Source organism: Paenibacillus aurantius (assembly GCF_032268605.1).
Lineage (GTDB): Bacteria > Bacillota > Bacilli > Paenibacillales > NBRC-103111 > Paenibacillus_AO > Paenibacillus_AO aurantius.
The window spans coordinates 3,299,145-3,317,189 of the sequence record NZ_CP130318.1; the positions used below are offsets into that span (position 1 = coordinate 3,299,145).

The following is an 18,045-nucleotide window of genomic DNA, read 5'->3' on the forward strand; positions in this document are numbered from 1 at the left end:
ACTCCCTTTTTGCTTACTGGTAAAGCCAATCCAACGAACGGGCGCTTTCGCTAAACGGGGAAACATCGCGCTCGGCCAGCTTCTGGTCCGCCCGGATCACGCCCAAGACAGCGTACGCCCCTACCCCCAGGTTAAGGGTATGCCGGCCCGGCTCATACAGGAAGGCATGCACGTTGACGGACGGATAGAAAGCCGGCTTAACCCCTTTACGCAGAACGGGCGCCAGTCCGCCCCGGTCGTCGGCGTGGGTATTCTCGTCCAGGGTGGGGACCTGAAGCCACTGGCTGTCTTCGGACCGGAAGTACCCCACCAGCACGCGCGCCGGTTCCGCCAGCTCAAACTCCAGGGCAACTCCCTGCTTGGCGGCTTCCTCCCGGCTGAACCGGATCCCGGTCAGCCCGTCGAGCTCCTCCGCCCAGCTTTGGGCGTATACTTCTCCGTCGGTGAAGAGGCAGCTGTCTTTCTGGATGGTATACGTTTCCGCGTTGTCCGACAGCAGCCGGAACTCCGCCTGGCGGTAAGGCTGTATTTTCTCTTCGCTTGCGACGGAAGTAGGCAGCTCCCCTGCTTTCAGCCTCTCCAGCTGTGCCGTAAAGCGGGCAAGCTCCTCTTCGTACAGCGGCAGGCAGTCGGACCAATGGCAGTATTTCTGGCCGTCGGGGAAAGGAATTTTGCGGTGCGGCGTCAGCATGCTGTTGGCATACAGATAAGTTTGCTCCGTCAGCTTCGTCAGTTTCCGGTACCACTCCACGCTTTCCTCGAAATACGGCTGGGCCTTCTCCAGAATATCAAGCGAACGGAGATAATCTCCGCCGGCGGCATGCTTGTAGAGCAGGATCTGAACCGCGGCACGCACCTTGGCGCCATAGAAATAAACCATATCCCGGATCGCTTCCACGTCCGTCGCAATCCGCTCGAACTCTTCCGCATGCCGGGTCACATGGGGTCGAGCCCGTTCGATCGCCTTGGCCGCCAGGTCCGCAAAGGCTTCCGCCGCTTCCACAACGTCATAAGGCGTTTCTCCGATATGCGGCTCCCCTTTCGCCTCACGCTCGGCGTAGAGCTCCAGCCTCTCTCCCTGAGGGGCATGGTCTTCCCAAAGCGCCTTATAAGGCGAGTAACGGTCGGGATTAGTCAGCTGGCTCATGGTCATGCCAAGAGAGAGCGTTTGGCGGTTCCCTTCGGTAATGCCGAAACGCCGAAGCAGGCGCGGGGCACATTCGCCGAAGGCGTCGTAGGCATCAAGAAGGGCGGCGCCGGCTTCCCGGCTTCCGAAGCGTTCCGCCAGCTCTTCGGCCCAGTAGTAGCGCTCGGTTTGCGGATCCCGATCCGGGTTCCAGGCATACCGGGCCCAAGCGGCATACCAGATCCAATCGCGTTCGACCTGTTTAACCCTTGGAGTGGTTTTATCTGCCGTGTAAGGCCAATCCCAATAAAACAGCGGGTAGACATGAAGGCCGTTCGCATGCTGCCGGTGCTTCGCCGCCTGCATGCTTTTGTGAATGAAAGCCGGTGAACCATAGCGGAAGGGCTCCAGATTGGCCAAAATATGAATATTGACGATATGAACGGACTGCATGGAGCTCAAATTATTATGAGTCTCCACCCAGCCGCCTCTTGGTGTCCAAGTGGTGAGAGATTCTCCGTTGTATTTGGCTTCCGTGTAGAGATTCGAATAGAGAGGCATGGCCTTCTCGATGATCGGCTCGGCCTTGACGGCGTGGGCCCGGAGAATGATCGGCGGCAGCTCCTTCAGCTTGTTGTCCTCCAAGCCTTCTTTCATACCGGCAATGATGGTGTCGGTAAACCACTCCGTCCCGTAAACGCTGCCTTGCAGAGCCTCGCCCAGGCAGAGCATGATCCCGACGTTCGGGAAGGAACGGACGAACTCGGCAATCGACTTCCGCGTATAATCGGCCGTGATGGGGAGCGGCTTCGGCTGGTGCAGCTCCAATCCGTGCTTCTCGGCAAAGGGCAGCGGAATATGAATGTTGTAGAAGTTCAGGACGACCCATATTCCCCGCTTGTCGGCTTCCGCCGTCAACCAATGAAAGGTTTCGACGTTCAAACGGTATTCTTCTTCCGTTACTTCCAGCGCTTCGGGATAATCCTTCAGCTTAACCAGGGAAGCGAACGGATGACCGGTCCATATGTAAACGACGTTGCTGCGCTGTTCGAGCAGCATATCCAAATAGTCGAGCCACATATCCTTGTCATAAAACCAGGGAAAACGATCCGGCGTAATGGGGTACTCGTAGGTTCTCCGGGGAGGCTCGATCTTCGTCTTCTGGAGGCCGAGCACCGGCCCGCGAAGCACAAAAGACGGCGTTTCTCCAACCGCCAGCAGTTCGGGAAGGCGGCCGGCCTTTCGAATCTGCCGGGCAAGCTCCTGAGCCCCGTACAAGGCACCGGTCTCTCCGCCGCCCGAAACGGTAATCAAATCGCCGGGCAGCGTGGCCAGGTAGAAGCCTTCTTTACCTGGAGGAGTGGAGTGATAGATCAGCACTTCCTGCTCTTCAAGCGTACGGAGGAACGCGGAGTCCTCCCGGCTGCCGATGTAGATTTGGGTTCCCTTCGTATTCCGGTAAGCTTCAGCGGTCCATATTTCCCCGGAAGCCTTCTCCACCCGATACCCGGTCGCTTCCAGGCTCTCCTTCAGCAATTCCAACGCAAAAAGCAGACGCGGTGATTCCTGGCCCTGCGTACCCAGATAGACGGTTTCTTTCTCCTTATTCATGTATGTTCTCCTCCAAACCTTTTTACTGGCTGCCCATTCATCTCTTGCTTCTTATTCTCCAAACGCGTGGTCACTTACGATCTCGTATGCACTTCCGCCTTCAGCCGGCTGCCGGAAGCATCCTCCGGATAGAAACGGATTTCCGTCTCCCCGAAGCACTGTCTCCAACAATCCTTTGCCCCCAAAAAGGGAGCGGCCGCTTCCTGCACTTCCTCGCTAAGGAAATCCTCCGTAACCAGCCAGGCTCCCCCTCCGGCGAAACGCCGGCTCTCTTTCCACTCCCCGGGGGCAAGCCAGCTCGCGACGATCACTACGGCGCCATCCTCCGCTCTGCCCCGCAGGGCGGCTGCCGTATGGGAGGAAAGACGCGACCCGGCGGCTAAGATCAACTTGGGACGGCCCAACTGATCGTCCCGCACCCGCTCGTCGAAGGCGATGGCATTGTTCACCGGGTGGAACAGCCCGTGCATGGCCGTTTGCGTAAGTTCTGCGCTTCCGGACAGCAGCGGATACCCCTCCGGCGGGACCCTTTTCTTAAGCTCATGCCGCGGGAACGAATAGCCCGGGATGTGCATGCAGCTGCCATGAGCGGGAATGGATCCCCGGCTGATGAGGTGCCAGACCGCAAAAAGGCTTTTGGTTGATTCGGGTGCTTCCAGCCCTCGGTTGCCGAACAAACGGGCGTTCTGCCCGTAGTTGCTGTCATCCGAATGAATGATCACGATATCGGGTGCGGCTTCCCGGTGACTCCAGTGAAGCGGATGTTGAGGCACATACTCTTTCACGAAGCGGTCCCAGACTTCGCCGAAAGCGGTCTTCTCGAAGCGGTCCCCCCCGTGATGGAGCAGCACGTCCACATTCTCGGTAAACAGATGGGTCGGCCCCATCAAATACCCCATGTGAAGCGCGGATTCGAATTCCTCCGGAGAATGGCCGGGAAAGCCCGAGGTCCGGGTGAACCAATGCCCGATGTCCGGTCCCCACAGATCGGCGCAGATCCACATGTCGCGTCCATACTGCTGGGCCGCTCCAAGTGCTGTTCCTAGCTGAAGGGCCTGGAATGACTCCTTCATGATTTTGGGGCACAGGTCCATTCCGGCACGGGCTTTGGCATGAAACAGGGTGGGAAACACCTGCTCCGACAGCAGCGGGACGGAGGCGGGGTCAAGCCCGTGCTTCCGCATAAGCTCCCTAACATGGCCGGTCCGGTCGGAAACGGCCTTCACCACCTTCTGGTAAGACTCCTCCAGGCTAAGCCCGTCTGTCGTCCCCCAGTGGGGATACCAGCCGTCCTTGCGGTACTGGCCGGCGTTAATCTGCAGATGCTCCGGCTCGTCATAAAGCAATCCGATGAGCCTTCCGCTCCGGGCCGCTTCCAGAATGGCCTTGTCCGGAACATCCCAGCGGTTCGTCCCTTCCACCCAGGGACCGTTAATATTGCCGTATTCATTACCGAGACACACGTCCATGCCGGACCGGACCATGTCCTTCAGCATATCCGTCTGTCCTTCGAGGCCCGGCATCATGTGATGCAGGTAGAAATCCGCCCCAAGGTTCTGCATAGCTTCGACGAACCGCTCCCCCGACGGAACCGGGTCCTGGGATAGATAAATCATCCCCGTGCCGGTTCTCATGATCCGGTCCGATGCCTCTCCTGCCCATGGATCCTGCCAAGCCAGAACCGGGCCCTGGATCCCGAGCCGGGGCCGGTGCTTCCGCTGCTCGTCTGTCATCGGCTTTCCACCCCTTCCCGTATCTCGGCAGCGGCCCTCCACTCGACCGTCTCGCCTGCTTTCAGCTTCACTTCCAAAAGGTTCCCCGACATCTCCGTCGTCTTGCCGTCCCGGTATAGCTCGGCTGCTCCTCCAAAGGGATTGGCAAGCCGCAGGACCGCGTCGCCCTCACTAAACACCGTAACCGACTGAACGGCTCCGTTCTCCTTCCGGCCGGATAGGAGAAAAGCTCCTTCCGCCCGAATCCCCGAAAATGCGGCGTCCTTGAACCTCGAAGAAAGCCCGGTGAAGACCCTTACCGTCCCCCGGACACATTGGACGAACATTTCAAGAACGGCGGCCGAGGCGGCAATCGAAGCCTCCACCTGCATCGTTTCGCCTCCGACGAATTGGGTGAAGCCCCCATAGCTTCCGTTATGCTGGGTGGCATAGCTCGGCATCATAAAGACTTCTCTCAGAAGACGAAGCGACAGCAGCGCCATGTCCGGGTACCCGAGCCGGTTATGGAGGATGGAGGCCCAAGGCATCGACCAGCCCGCCCAGCGTCCCATCCCTTTATCCACCCACGATTTGTAGGCGTTCTTGACCACCTCGGCCTGCACCGCATCCTCCAAATTGACGGTGTCAAACGGATAGATGCCTGCCAGGTGGGAATGATGCCGGTGGCATTCCGCAAGCGGCTGCCCTTCCCATAAATAGAGCTCTAGACCGGGCTTGCGGCCGAATTCCTGATATTGGCGGGGGCCTGCGGTATAGGGAGGCAGCTTCGTTTGAATGTCGGCCGCGAAGGCTGCATAATCGGCATCGAGCCGGTAACGCTCCTCCAGCTCGAGAAGCTTCTCGCACAGAAAGTGAACGTTAACGAGAAAGAACGTGGAGTTGCGGCCGAGACCGTCCGGACTCGAGCCGCCGTACTCCGGCGAAACGGAGACCGGCAGGGAATAAGTATCCTCTTCCCGCTCCATCATGGCGTAGAAGACATTCAGCGCCTTCCTCATGAAAGGATAGACCTCGTTGATCATATAGGCTTCGTCCCCGGCGTAGCGGGCATACAGCCACATCATCTGGGCCACCCAGGAAGTGTTGGCCTGATCGATGGTCCCGGTCCACATTCCTCCTACCGGCCGGCCCCGGTCATCGACTGAATGGCCCAGCATATACCCGTCGTCAATTCCGACAAAGCGTTTGGCATTTTCCGCGATAATCGGTTTCCAGCCGTCGATCATGGTGAATAGAGGCTGCAGGCAGTCCAGCAAGTTGGCTCCGTAAGCCGGCCATAAGCATTCCTGCACATTGATATTGAAGTGATAATCACAGCTCCAGGGCGGATTCCGGTACTCCTCAGCCCAAGGTCCCTGAAGGCTCGGCGCCAGCTTGCCCGGCATGGAATTGCCCAGCATGCGGTAGAGTCCCAAATAATACATGGTCTCGATCTCCCGGTCCGAAAGGAAGATATCCGCCGTCTGCTGCCACAACGCACGCCAGTGCCGCTTGGTTGCCATAAGCTCTTTATCGTAGGAAGACTCCCGGACCTCGCTTAGCCGGGCTTCCGCGGCTTTCCCTGCTGCTTCCGCATCAGGTCCGTACTCGGCTGAGATCCATAGCCCGGAAGGCGAGCATTCCGCGCGAACGGCGCAGGCCGGGTCCTCGGGTAGCTCCTGTACCCAGCCCGTCCGGTCCACCTGGGGGGCGGGGATCCCGAAGTCGTCGAAATAGGCTTTGACCTGGGCAAAGCTGTAGGAAGGCTTGGCCTCGAGATCCGCCAGGCATTCCCCGCTGCAAGAAACGGCGAGCATGTTTCGTTCCATCGGAACGCTGATCCGGACCACCCATTCCTCCTCATCCGCACGCAGGCGGATAACGGCTTCCGCTTCTTCGAGCTGCAAAGAAGCGGAGACGATAGAGATTCCTTCCTTCAGCTGAAGATCATACCGGCCCATGGCAAGCCGGGTCGGCCGCTTTTCCTTGCCGTTCAGCTGCATCGTCGGGTAGAGGCTGCGGGCCCCTTCAAAATCCCCGCCCTGAAGAAGGGTCTTTAGCCGGTCATAGGTGCCGTCCTCCCGCCAAATGGTTCCGCCGCGGTGATCCCAATAATCCGCCCGGTTGATGGTCAGCATAATCTTCCCTGGCTGAAACCAGACCAAAGCGCCGAACACTCCGTTGGACAACGGGATTCCGTCATGGCAGTAGCGGGTTTCCAGCGTCCAGGGAATCGTATAATCCGGTTTAATCGGCTCCGCCTTACTCACAATGACAAGCTCCTCTCTACTAACAGGATGTGCCTCCTCGTTATGAGGCGCTCGTGCGGTCCTGCAGATTGGCGACCCGTTCAGCGCTCCAGTGAAACCCTTCGATCCGCAGACGCTCCACCTTGTTCCAATCGATGTCCATTCCAAGCCCCGGCTTCGAGGCATCCGGCACGAGAAGATATCCGTTCTCGTAGCGAACCGGCGCGGTGGTTACATCGTCTATATACAGCTCCGGTCCGGTCGGATCGGAGATCGCGTTCAAGTTAGGCAGGCTTGCGCCCAGCAGTGCTTGAGCCGCCGTCCCGAGCGACAGCTCTTGGGTCGTCCCGATCAGAACCCCCTTGCCGGCCACTTCCGCGGCCGCCGCCGCTTTGCGTGCCGCTGCGAATCCGCCGATAAAGATCAGCGCAATGTTGAAGATATCCACCGAATCGTGGCGGAGCATATCGTGCAGCTGCTTGAAGCTCCAGACGTGCTCGCTTACCGGCAGATCGACCGCCAAGCGGAAGTGCCTCAAGCCTTCAAAATCGTTGCGCACCGCCGGACTTTCAATGAGCTGTACTCCGTAAGGAAGAAGACGCTTCGTCACCCGAAGGGCGCTTTTCCAGTCCAGCAGGTGGCTGAAATCAAGCGATTTGATGGTCACCCGGCTGCCGAATTCCTGCCGGACCGCATCGAGAAACGCTTCATCCGCATCCGGGTTTACGCCCGCATACAGCCGGAAGACGTCAAAGCCTTGGGCGAATCGCTGCCGGACGACATCCACATTCGCCTTAACTTCCTCCAGAGTCCGGGACCGGAAAATGGGGTAGCACACCTTCAGCTTATCCCGCAGACGTCCTCCCAGAAGCGTGCTTACGTTAACCCCGAGGGCCTTGCCCACAAGGTCGTGCAAAGCCAGATCAACACCGCAGCGGACAAAGGTACCCTTCTCGTAGTAATACATCGTTTCGGGGAACAGACCGGCCACCTCTCCGTTTATCCCCACCAGATCGAACGGATCGCGTCCGACGAGGTGTGCCCGGAGGGTCGCCTGCAAATCCCGCGCATCCAGCGAATATTTCGGCAAATGGGAGAAGTCGGACATTTCTCCGATTCCGACGATCCCTTCATCGGTCATGATCCGGATCAAGCCGTGCTGGCAGACGAAGCCCGTATAACGGGGGATGCTGACGATATCCAGCAGAACATCGGTAATTCTCACTTGGTCTTACCTCCTTATAGGGACAATGAGATGGTCTGGGTATGAGTAAAAAACTCCATGGCCGCACGCCCCTGCTCACGGGAATGGGAGCTGGACTGCTTCAAGCCGCCGAACGGCGCTTGGTACTCTACTCCCGCCGTTTCCGCGTTGACCTTGATCATGCCCGCTTCTATACGGGATACGAAGGTCAGGGCATTGGAGAGACTTTGTGTGAAAATGGCGGCGCTCAAGCCGAAATCCGTGTCGTTCGCCATCCCGATGGCCTCGTCCAGGCTGTCTGCTTCCATGACGGCCAGCACAGGACCGAAGATTTCTTCCCTCGCGAGCGACATGGAAGGAGTTACGCCGGCAAAAAGGGTCGGCTCGACGTGGTAGCCTTCGGCATCAGGTGCTTTTCCCCCGGTAAGCAGCCGGGCTCCTTCCTCCTGGCCTTGGTGGATATGGGACAAGACGGATTGCTGGGCCTGACGGGAGGAAAGCGGGCCGTAATACGTTTCCGGCTCCATGCCGTCTCCCATCCGGATGGAACGCAGCCGTTCCGTTAGTCTCTCTATAAAAACCTCCGCCACCGCACTCATAACGATAACCTTGCTCGTGGCGGTGCATTTCTGGCCGGTGCTTTTCATGGAGCCGGAAACGACCATATCGGCCGCCTGATCCAGATCGGCGTCCTCCATGACGATGACCGCATTCTTGCCGCCCATTTCGAGCTGGTATTTCAATCCTCTATGGGAAGCCTTCTCCGCGATCTTCCGGCCCACCGCATTCGAGCCGGTAAAGGAAATGGCGGCCAGCTTGGGATGCTCCAAGAGAGCGTCGCCCGTCAGGCGGCCGGAGCCGTGCACCAGGTTGACGACACCCGGCGGCAGTCCCGCCTCCTCCAGCGCTTCCACCAGCAGGCAGGCCGTAACCGAAGAGTTGCCCGCCGGCTTAAGCACAACGGTATTGCCATAGACAAGAGCGGGAGCCAGCTTCCAAACGGGGATCGCAACCGGAAAATTCCACGGGGTAATCAGGCCGACAGCCCCGAGAGGGATGCGACGGGTATAAAGAAGGGATTTTCCATCAGCAGGAGGAATATGCTCTCCGTTCGACCGTTCCCCCTCGCCTGCGTAGTAATGCAGGATGGCCGCTCCCCGGAGAACTTCTCCCCGGGCTTCCGCGAAGGTTTTGCCCATCTCCCGGGTCATGGTTTCGGCTACTGCATCGGCCCTGTCCTCCAGAATTCGGGCTGCCGCTGCAAGAAACTTTCCGCGCTTCATCCCCGGCAAGCCGCGCCAGGCGGCGAAAGCGGCTTCCGCGGCATCCACTGCGCGGCTAACCTCCTCGCGGGTGGACTGGGTTACCTCTCCGACTTGCTCGGAAGGACGGGCGGGATTATAGGCAGCTGCCCATTCGCCGGATTCCGATTCTCTCCATTCCCCTGCCACGTAATTCAAAGCCCTTTTCATCGGCTTCCTCCTCCTTCTTCCTTAAGCAGGCCCCATCCCGTTAAGAGGACGCGTACCTTCACCTTCTCCTCCGGCAGCAGCTCCGCGATCGGCGGGCGAACCCGGGACGGGATGCGGCCGAGCTGTGCCATCGCCTCCTTCACGACACTGACGTTGTTACCGTTCCGGTTCCCTTCCCGAAGCTCCTCGAAAGGGCGAACCTCGTCCCAGATCCTCATCGCTTCAGGAAATCTCCCGGCCTCGAGCGCTTCCAGCATGCCCTTGGACCGTCCGGCATCCACATTTACCAAGCCGGATGTAAAGCCGACGGCGCCGGCGGCATAGAAGAACGGCGCCCACATTTCGGCCGTTCCGCAAATCCATACCAGCTCGTCTCCGATCAAGCCCACTGCCTTGGCAAAGGAAGGCAAGTGGTTAACCGCATATTTAACGCCGACGATATTCGGCTCCTGCGCGGCCTCCCGGATCGCTTCGGCCGTTGCGTTCTCGCTGCGGATATACAAGATAAGCGGCAGGCGGGTGGACCGGGCGACGGTCCGGTAGTACGCGACCAGTCCCCGGTCGAGAAGGAACGGATGAACAGGCTGGTGGATCATGATGCCGTCCGCCCCTGCTTCCTCCGCGTGACGTGCCATCGTTCCGGCTGTTGCGGCGTCATACCCGACCCCCGCAATCACCTTCGCCCTCCCGGCTATGTGATCGACGGAGTAGGAGATGACCTCCTTCGCCTCCTCTACGGTCAGGGAATAAAATTCCCCCGTATTGCCGCAAGGGTAGATCGCCTGGATCCCACTGGCCAGCAGATGATCCAGAACTTCGGCATAAAGCGGGTAATCCACCCGGCCTTCTTCATTAAAGGGAGTAACGGGAATGGCGTTGATGCCCTTCAAGCTCCCGGCAAATGCTTCGAACAATGGGTCGTCCCCTCCTTCTGCTTCCTTATTCGGCTTTCTGGAGTGCCGAACGGCCTCCGTCGACCACAAGTGTCGTGCCTGTTATAAAGGCGGCGTCCTCCGAAGCGAGGAAGACGGCGGCCGAGGCGACGTCCTCCGGCTGCCCGAATCTCCCGAGCGGATAAGTCGCCAGCATGGCTTTCGTCTTCTCTTCCCGGTTCGGAAACTGCCTCATGTGTTCTTCGGCAAGCGGGGTTTCGATAAACCCTGGGCAGATGCTGTTGGCCCGGATGTTATATCGTCCGAAATCCACGCAGATGCCCGCTGCCATCGCAATCATGCCTGCCTTGGAAGAATGATAAGGAAAGTGGTTCGCCTGCGTCCGGAAGGCATGGGTGGAGGCAATGTTCACCACGCTGCCGCCTCCGCTGTCGATCATCAAGGGAATGGCGTACTTGCTGCAGTACCAGGAGCCCTTCAGGTTAATGTCCATGATCCGCTCCCAATCCTTCTCCTCAGCCTCCACCACGGATTTCCCTCCGGATACCCCGGCATTGTTGACCAGAATATGCAGGGAGCCAAATTGATCGTACGCCTCTCTCATCAAAGCGGCGGCCTCCGCCTCACGGCGGAGATCCGCCTTAAAGAATTGGGCACGGCCGCCGGAGCGCGTAATCTCCTCGACGACTTCCTGCCCCCTGTCCGAAACGTCATTGACGACCACATGAGCGCCTTCCGCAGCGTAACGGAGGGCGATCGCCCGGCCGATCCCGGACGCCGCGCCGGTGACCACAGCGGTCTTCTGTTCCAATTTACCGGTTAGCATCGGCTTCTCTCCTTACTCCGGTTAGGATACCTGCTATCAGACGGTCAAGCGGCGGGTTTACCCCTAAGCGTCCCTGCAGCAGAAGGCCGATGAACACGGCCCGGCCTTGGCCCAGCTCAAGAGAACCGACAACCGCCAGCTTGGGCTTTCCCTCCACCGTCGGCCGGCTGCCGTGCGGCGGCTTTCCGTAGGTGTAGAGCAAGGGGACCAAGCCTTCCGTTCTCCAGGCACAGCCCGCAAGCGGTTCGATCCGATCGGTGGTCCGGTTGTAGAAATACCGGAAATCCAAGGAATCCCATCCTTCTCCACCCGGATCTGCGGCTTGGCAGGAAACGGTGAACACCCCTCCCGCCTTCTCCCGATGAACCTCCACTTCCCCGACCAACCAGGAGGCGCTCCCATCCTCGTCTGCGAGAAACGCTACTTGGGCACCGGCCTTAATCTTTCGGGAAACCTCCGGCTCATGAACCCGGAAGCCTTCCGAGGAAGAGACAAGGAGTGTATCGAATTCATCTCCCGCGGAATAGGGCCGGCTCTTCAAGCCCATATCCCGGCACACCTGCTGGGCTTGAGCTCCCAAGTGAGCTATCCGAACTCCTTCCCCAGCCGGGGCCGCTTTCTCGAAAACCTCCAATTCGAATCGTTCCCCGTTGATGAGTTGTCCGGAGGCATCCAGGAGACTCGCTTCCGCATAAACCCTTTTCCGGCCGGCCGCCTGCGGCATCCGCAGAGAAACCGATCCGGCATAGTTGGAGGAAGCGGCCTCCAGGTTCACCGCCTGCTCATAGGTGGCATAATCGGTCGTTTTGTCGCGCAGCGTAACCAATAGCCGGGCGCCGTTTACCTCCTCCGCCGAATCGTTAAGCAGCCAGGCCTCCAGCTCGATGCTTTCTCCGGCATAAGCGCGCCAGCGGTCCCCGCGCAGGTTCACGCGAATGGGCTCCAGGCTCTCCCGGTAAGCGAAATAGGCCGGTTTCGGGATACGATCGACCCCAACGAGCGCTTTCATCCAGCCGGACGGCCAAGCGTCGATAAGCAGATGAATGGCGGATTGAACGATCCGGTCGGACCGCCGGCGGATGGTATCCGTCATGAGCCGGGTCACGTGTGCCTGGTAGCTCTGGCTCTCCCGGATCCAATCCTCTATACGGTTCGGCTCCGGATACCAGTCCCCATGAAGCGCATAGGACTGTGCGTCCACGATAGCGTTCGGCATCCAGGGATCGGTGAGCTTCTCCGGCAGCCATTCCTTCGGATAGCGGGACTGCATGAGCGGAAGGCGGTCAAGCCCTTCCGAGCCGTATTCCCCGCACCCCGTTTTCCAGCCGGTCTTTAGGGGCGGAAGCCCTCCCTTATACAGCTCGCCGAATGGAATCATATGGTTGGTGTACCACATCGTGTAGCAATGAAAGTCCGATAATCCCTCCGAGGTCGGCGGGTCATAATCCCCGTCGGCATTCTTGACGATCCGGTCGGGATTCTCAATATAGATGGCCTGACGGGCGGCAGTGAAGAACGCCTCCATCTCGCCCCGGTACAGATGACGGTGCCCTTTGCCCCGTTTTGCCGGACGGGAGGGCTCGTTGATTAAGGACACCAGGATGACGCACGGGTGGCTGCGCACCAGCCGCTCCATCTCGGCCGACTGGCGCACCGCCTCGCAAAATTGGCTTCGGCGGATATACCCGAACGCGGGGAGGTCACACTGGTTCAGCATCCCCAGCCGGTCCATATAATCGTAAATTTCTTCCTGAACCGGCCGCTGTGTCAGCCTGTAGAAATTCAGATTAGCCAGCTTGGCAATCAGAATATCATCAACCAGCTGGTCATAATCGTCCTGCATGACACACTGCTGGAGGTGGCCCATTTCATTGGCCCCCCGCAAAAGAATCGGACGGTTGTTCAGATACAAGGTCCCCTTGGGTTCCTCCGTTTCGTCCATCCGAAACGATCTCATTCCAAATCTCCGGTCTGATTCATCCAGAAGCCGTTCTCCGGAATGAAGGCTCACCCGCAAGGTGTAGAGATTAGGGTTCTCCAGGTCCCAGCGGCGGAAACCGGGGAACGCGATCTTATACCGGTAATTGTTCTGCCCAGGCCCGGCATACGCCACAGGAAAGGACATAACATCCAGTCCTTCTCCGGTGAAATTGTCCGCGAAGACTTGAAGCCGTAGCTCGGCATTCTCCAGAAGCCCTCCCGTCGTATTCGTCACATCCACCCAGGCCTCGAAGTTATCCTCGTCGGGCAGCGGCCTTACGAACACATCCTGAATATGCAGCTCGGAGCGCTCTTCCACATAGATGCGGTTGTAGATGCCGGCGCCGGGAGGGCAATGATGCCAGCCGTAAACCGGCTCATCCCAGCCCGGCCCGGTGGCCGCGTACATTTTATCCCCGTCCAGCCGGGTGCCGCCTACCCCCATCATCGGATAATCGTTATGTACCTCCACGACCAGAACGTTCTCGTCCCGGAGCACGGAGCTGATATCGAATTCAAACGGTGCGAAGAAGCCTTCATGGGTGCCCACGCATTTGCCGTTCACATAGACGGCCGCCTTGTAGTCCACCCCTTTAAAGACAAGAAAGGCCCGTTTGCCCGCAGGAGGCTGGGGACATTTGAACGTTGTCCGGTAATAGCCGGTCCATCTTCCTTTCTCCTTCGTAGGGCCGCGAAAGTCCGGAACCTCTACTTGTTCCCACTCCCCTTGCCCCGACAAAACCCTGGAGAAGTCCCCATCCTGCTCGTTTTCATAACGAAAATCAAACCTTTTCAGATCATGACGGGGCCGTGCGAAGCCGGATTCCGGCGTGAACCGCCGCAAATAAGGACGATACTGCTTCCTCAACCTTTCCAGCTCTTCTTTAAAGGTTTCCAGCTGGTCCTCGTACTCCGCAACCGGCAAGCGGACAGCCGCTTCCTTGCCTGGAAGGAACATCCGCTTCTTCCAAGGACGGGGCCCGACTGACTCCAAGCCTTCCCCTGCCATCGGGTGCTCCCTTAAGGCAATTTCGGCGAACGGGTCCGCCGGCCCTGGTTTCCCTGTCTCTGCCACGATCGAACAGCCTCCTTTTTCCGAACGGAAGGGGCGGACACCCGCTTATGCAAATTGGATGCCAGCCCGTTCCCTTGTTATTGCGGCTTCATGGCCTTCTCATAGAGGGCTTGAGCCTTATCTAAGCCGACTTTGTTAAGATTCGCGAGATGGTCCTTCCACACTTTGTCATCCTGGATATTGACGACGCCCATGATAGCCTTTGTGGCGAATTGGTAAACTTCGTTCCAAACTCCCGTCATGATCGTGTTAGCGGTGTTGGAATCCTCGTCGTTCATCGAAGCGCTCTGGGCGTACATCGTTTCCATCGCCTTGAAGATGGGGGCTGCCTCCTCATCGATCTTGAACACCGGATCCGTCTTCTGGGCATCGTCGTTCTTGGTGAGATAGTAGTCGAAGCCGTACTGCTCCAAAACTTTTTTGCGGTCCAGGTCGCCCTTGTACGCCGGGAGGCCGTCCTTCCGCTCGTACGTCAGGCCCTCCACACCCATCTGGTTAAACAGCGTCCCTTCCGGTGTCGACGCCCAATCGAGATACTGCAGCAGCCGGTTCAGCTTGTCGGGCTGGTCCGCCAGCTTGTTGCTGAAGATGGAGCCGAACAGCGCGAAATCCGGGCCTTTGAACATGACGGGGTTTTTGCCGAAGGCTTCATCCTTCACAAACGCCTTTGCATAATCCCAATCCTGATCCTTGCTCTGCTTCTCCAGGGAGATCACGTGGCTGACATATTGGAAGTCGATGAGATCCTTGCCGTTCTTGCGGTTCTGGTTGAACTGGTCCTCCGTCGCCGTGGCAAAATCCTTCTGGATCAGGCCCGCCTTATACAGTTTGGCCAAGTACGTAAGCATCGCACGCTGCTTATCGGTCGCGGGAGCGAAGACGAGCTGCTTGTTGTAATCCGGATCATGCCAGAACCCGTACCAGCCGTTCGAGCCGTTGAAGTCGGGCGGGATCCGGAAGGTGTTGTCAAAGCTGATCAGAAGATTGCGGACCCCCGTATTGCCCGAGCCCCCCCGCACCCCGAGTCCGATAAAGTCCGGATTGGAGTCCTTCAGCTTCTGCAGCACCGTCATCAGCTCATCCGTTGTTTTGGGGAAGGAGGTGATGCCCGCTTTCTCAAAGGCATCCTTCCGGTAAACAAAGGTCATCGGATCGTAGCTAGTCGTAATGAAGGGAAGCATGTACATCTTGCCGTTTACACTTGTAAAATCCTTCAGCATCTTCCACTGGTCGTCGGAGTACAGCTTGCGGTAGTTCGGCAGCTTGTCGAAATAATCCCCGATGGGAAGCAGATAACCGGCGGCCGCCCATTTGCGAACGGCATTCCATTGGTTCATGTTCGGGATGAAATCCGGATAGTCCCCGGAGGCGAACATGACGTTGTATTTGTCCATCCCCGCCGATAATGGAATGGCCTGGTAATCCCATTTCATATTGAATTTCTCTTCCGTCCGCTTGGTGTATTCGTTCGGAACGGCATTAGGCGCGTACTTGGTCTGGCTCACGACGGACAGCGAAATGGTTTTGTTCGCGCTGTTCGAATCGCTCGAGCTAGGGCTGGGGTCCGCTGCGTTCTGCTTGGAGGAGGAACAGGAGGTCAAGACAACGGCAGACGATAGGGCGGTGACGGCGGTCACCATCGCCCATTTCTTTTTCTTCATGCTTACATTCGCCTCTCTTTACATGAATTTTCCCTCGGATTCTGGTTTCCTTAGCCTTTAAGCGAGCCGATCATGATCCCCTTCACAAAATATTTCTGGATGAACGGGTACACGATCAGCATGGGGACAATGGAGATGACCAAGGTGGCATACTGAACGCTTTGCGGTGTTATGCTTTCTTGGAGATCGTTGGCGAGCGCCGCATTTCCTTGTGAAGCCAGCTGGTCGGCAAGCGTATTCTGCAGCACGATATCCCGCAAAATCAGCTGAAGGGGATACTTCGCATAGTCGTTCAGGAACATCAAAGCGGGAAAGAAAGAGTTCCAATACGAAACCGCATAGAATAGCGCAATGGTCGCCACGGCGGCGGTCGATAGGGGAAGCACGATCCGCACGAGAGCGCCCAAGTCGCCGCACCCGTCGATTTTGGCCGCCTCCTCCAGTTCAATCGGAAAGGTGCGGAAGAAGGAAATCATGATGATGAGCCACCAAGGGCTAATCAGATAGGGAATGATAAGCGATGAGAACGAACCGACCAGTCCCAAGGTTTTCACCACCAGGAAGAGCGGGATGATTCCTCCTCCAAAGAACATGGGGATCACGACATAAGTCATGAACACACCCCGGAACACCAAATATCTCTTTGAAAGCGCGTAGGCCGTAATGGTTGTCATCAAGACATTGACCGCGGTTCCGATTAAGGTAATAAAGACGGAATTAAGAAACGATTTGGGAATATGCACATCCTCGAACAAAATGGTGTGATAAGCGCTTAAATTAAAGCCTTTTGGCAGCAGCGCCACCTGGCCGCTCGCAATGTTCTCCGGGCTGCTGAACGAGACTGCGACGACATTCAGCACGGGAAACAGCGTCGCGACGATGACCAGGATCATGACTAGGTGAATAACGATATCTAGAATTCGCGAACCAACCGATGTGTCTCTTACCATAAAGGACTCTCCTTTCCGCCAGCCGGCCTTACCAGAGGCTTTCCTCCGTTATTTTTTTGGCCAGGTAGTTGGCGCTGACCAGGAAGAAGACGTTAATGACCGAGTTGAACAGGTCAACCGCCGCCCCGAAGCTGAAATCCATGTTGACCAGCCCCTGCCGGTACACATAGGTGGAGAACACATCGGCCGTATCGTAGGTGAGCGGCGAGTACATCAGGATAATTTTCTCCGCTCCGACGCCGAGTACATGGGACAACCCGAGAATGAGGGTAATGACCACCACGGGCTTAATGGCAGGAAGGGTAATATTCCACATCTGCTGCAGACGGGTCGCTCCGTCAAGCACGGCCGACTCGTACTGCTCCGCATCTACCTTGGACAAGGCCGCCAGATAAATGACCGCGCCCATCCCGAGGTCCTTCCAAATATGTGAGCTGACAAACAGCGTGCGGAACCATCCCGGCAGGCCGAAGAAGTAGATCGGCTCGAACCCCAGCTTCACCAGCAGCACGTTGACGATACCGGTGTCCGGGGCGAGCATCAGCTTCATCATGCCCACCACCGCCACAATGGAAAGAAAATAAGGCAGATACGACACCGTTTGGACGAAGCTTTTGTAATAGCGGTTACGCAATTCATTAAGAAGAAGGGCAAACAGAATCGGAATCGGGAACCCGAAGAGGATCGAATAGAACCCCAGGAGGAACGTATTCTTCATAAGCATCCAGAAATACGGGCCGTTTATGAAGGCTTTGAAATAATCCAGCCCGTAAGCTCCCGCCCACGGTGCCGTGAACACCGAGCTCCAGAACGGATGTCCCGCCTGCATGCGGAACTTTTTGAAGGCCACCAATATTCCGTACATCGGTACATAAGAGAATAGAAAGAAGTAAAGCAGACCCGGCACGAGAAGCAGCAGCAGAATTTTTTGCTGCTTGATTTTGAACCAGAGTCCGTTTCCCGCTTTTGCCCGCTTGATAGAGGCACCCGCGAGAAGCGACTGATGACTGGCGCCCATGTGTTTTCCCACCACCCTTTGCTAGACGTTTTGGCGAAGTTTTTGCAAACGCTTTATTCACCACAAACTCTATAGGTTCGGTGGGATCCCCGTAAAGGAACAGTTCTTTAGGAGGCATACTTTCACTTGGCTGAACCTGTGAAAACCCTTACAGGGAGCGGATAAATTTATTGGGACCTCCGTTTGCCTCTCCAACGGTTATGGGGGTTAGGTACACCAGTTTAAGAACGCCCTTTTCTTTGGAAAACGCTTACCGCCCCAGTAAAAT

11 protein-coding genes are annotated in these 18,045 nt (G+C 57.6%); all 11 read right to left on the reverse strand.

Annotated features, from left to right (window positions below):
- Window positions 1–13: 13 nt before the first annotated feature.
- The 11 genes from MJA45_RS14825 to MJA45_RS14875 all read right to left on the reverse strand — a co-directional run bounded on the left by MJA45_RS14825 (window position 14) and on the right by MJA45_RS14875 (window position 17,777).
- The gene (locus MJA45_RS14825; RefSeq protein ID WP_315602691.1) at window positions 14–2,737 is read right to left on the reverse strand and encodes a hypothetical protein; all 2,724 of its coding nucleotides are present in this window, start codon (window positions 2,735–2,737) and stop codon (window positions 14–16) included.
- 74 nt (window positions 2,738–2,811) lie between these two features.
- Complete coding sequence (locus MJA45_RS14830; RefSeq protein WP_315602692.1) at window positions 2,812–4,470, reverse strand: hypothetical protein; 1,659 nt, start codon at window positions 4,468–4,470, stop codon at window positions 2,812–2,814.
- Window positions 4,467–6,719 carry a glycosyl hydrolase family 95 catalytic domain-containing protein gene (locus MJA45_RS14835; RefSeq protein ID WP_315602693.1) on the reverse strand — a complete coding sequence of 751 codons (2,253 nt, stop codon included), beginning with the start codon at window positions 6,717–6,719 and terminating at the stop codon, window positions 4,467–4,469. The genes MJA45_RS14830 and MJA45_RS14835 overlap by 4 nt, the downstream gene beginning before the upstream one ends.
- 40 nt (window positions 6,720–6,759) lie before the next feature.
- Window positions 6,760–7,923, reverse strand: coding sequence for a mandelate racemase/muconate lactonizing enzyme family protein (locus tag MJA45_RS14840; RefSeq protein WP_315602694.1), 1,164 nt, complete (start codon window positions 7,921–7,923; stop codon window positions 6,760–6,762).
- Window positions 7,924–7,937: 14 nt separating this feature from the next.
- Complete coding sequence (locus MJA45_RS14845) at window positions 7,938–9,374, reverse strand: aldehyde dehydrogenase family protein (protein WP_315602695.1); 1,437 nt, start codon at window positions 9,372–9,374, stop codon at window positions 7,938–7,940.
- The gene (locus MJA45_RS14850) at window positions 9,371–10,288 is read right to left on the reverse strand and encodes a dihydrodipicolinate synthase family protein (protein WP_315602696.1); all 918 of its coding nucleotides are present in this window, start codon (window positions 10,286–10,288) and stop codon (window positions 9,371–9,373) included. The genes MJA45_RS14845 and MJA45_RS14850 overlap by 4 nt, the downstream gene beginning before the upstream one ends.
- Window positions 10,289–10,313: 25 nt before the next feature.
- Entirely contained in the window at window positions 10,314–11,093 is a 780-nt protein-coding gene (locus tag MJA45_RS14855) for an SDR family NAD(P)-dependent oxidoreductase (RefSeq protein WP_315602697.1), read from the reverse strand.
- Window positions 11,080–14,148 (reverse strand): glycosyl hydrolase 2 galactose-binding domain-containing protein, encoded by a 3,069-nt coding sequence (locus tag MJA45_RS14860; protein WP_315602698.1) that lies wholly within the window; start codon window positions 14,146–14,148, stop codon window positions 11,080–11,082. Before MJA45_RS14860 ends, MJA45_RS14855 begins: the two co-directional genes overlap by 14 nt.
- 77 nt (window positions 14,149–14,225) lie before the next feature.
- Window positions 14,226–15,809, reverse strand: coding sequence for an extracellular solute-binding protein (locus MJA45_RS14865; protein ID WP_315602699.1), 1,584 nt, complete (start codon window positions 15,807–15,809; stop codon window positions 14,226–14,228).
- A 50-nt stretch (window positions 15,810–15,859) separates the two neighbouring features.
- Window positions 15,860–16,759: a carbohydrate ABC transporter permease gene (locus MJA45_RS14870; protein WP_315602700.1), complete on the reverse strand. Its 900-nt coding sequence runs from the start codon at window positions 16,757–16,759 to the stop codon at window positions 15,860–15,862.
- 28 nt (window positions 16,760–16,787) lie between these two features.
- Window positions 16,788–17,777 carry an ABC transporter permease gene (locus tag MJA45_RS14875; protein ID WP_315602701.1) on the reverse strand — a complete coding sequence of 330 codons (990 nt, stop codon included), beginning with the start codon at window positions 17,775–17,777 and terminating at the stop codon, window positions 16,788–16,790.
- Window positions 17,778–18,045: the final 268 nt, after the last annotated feature.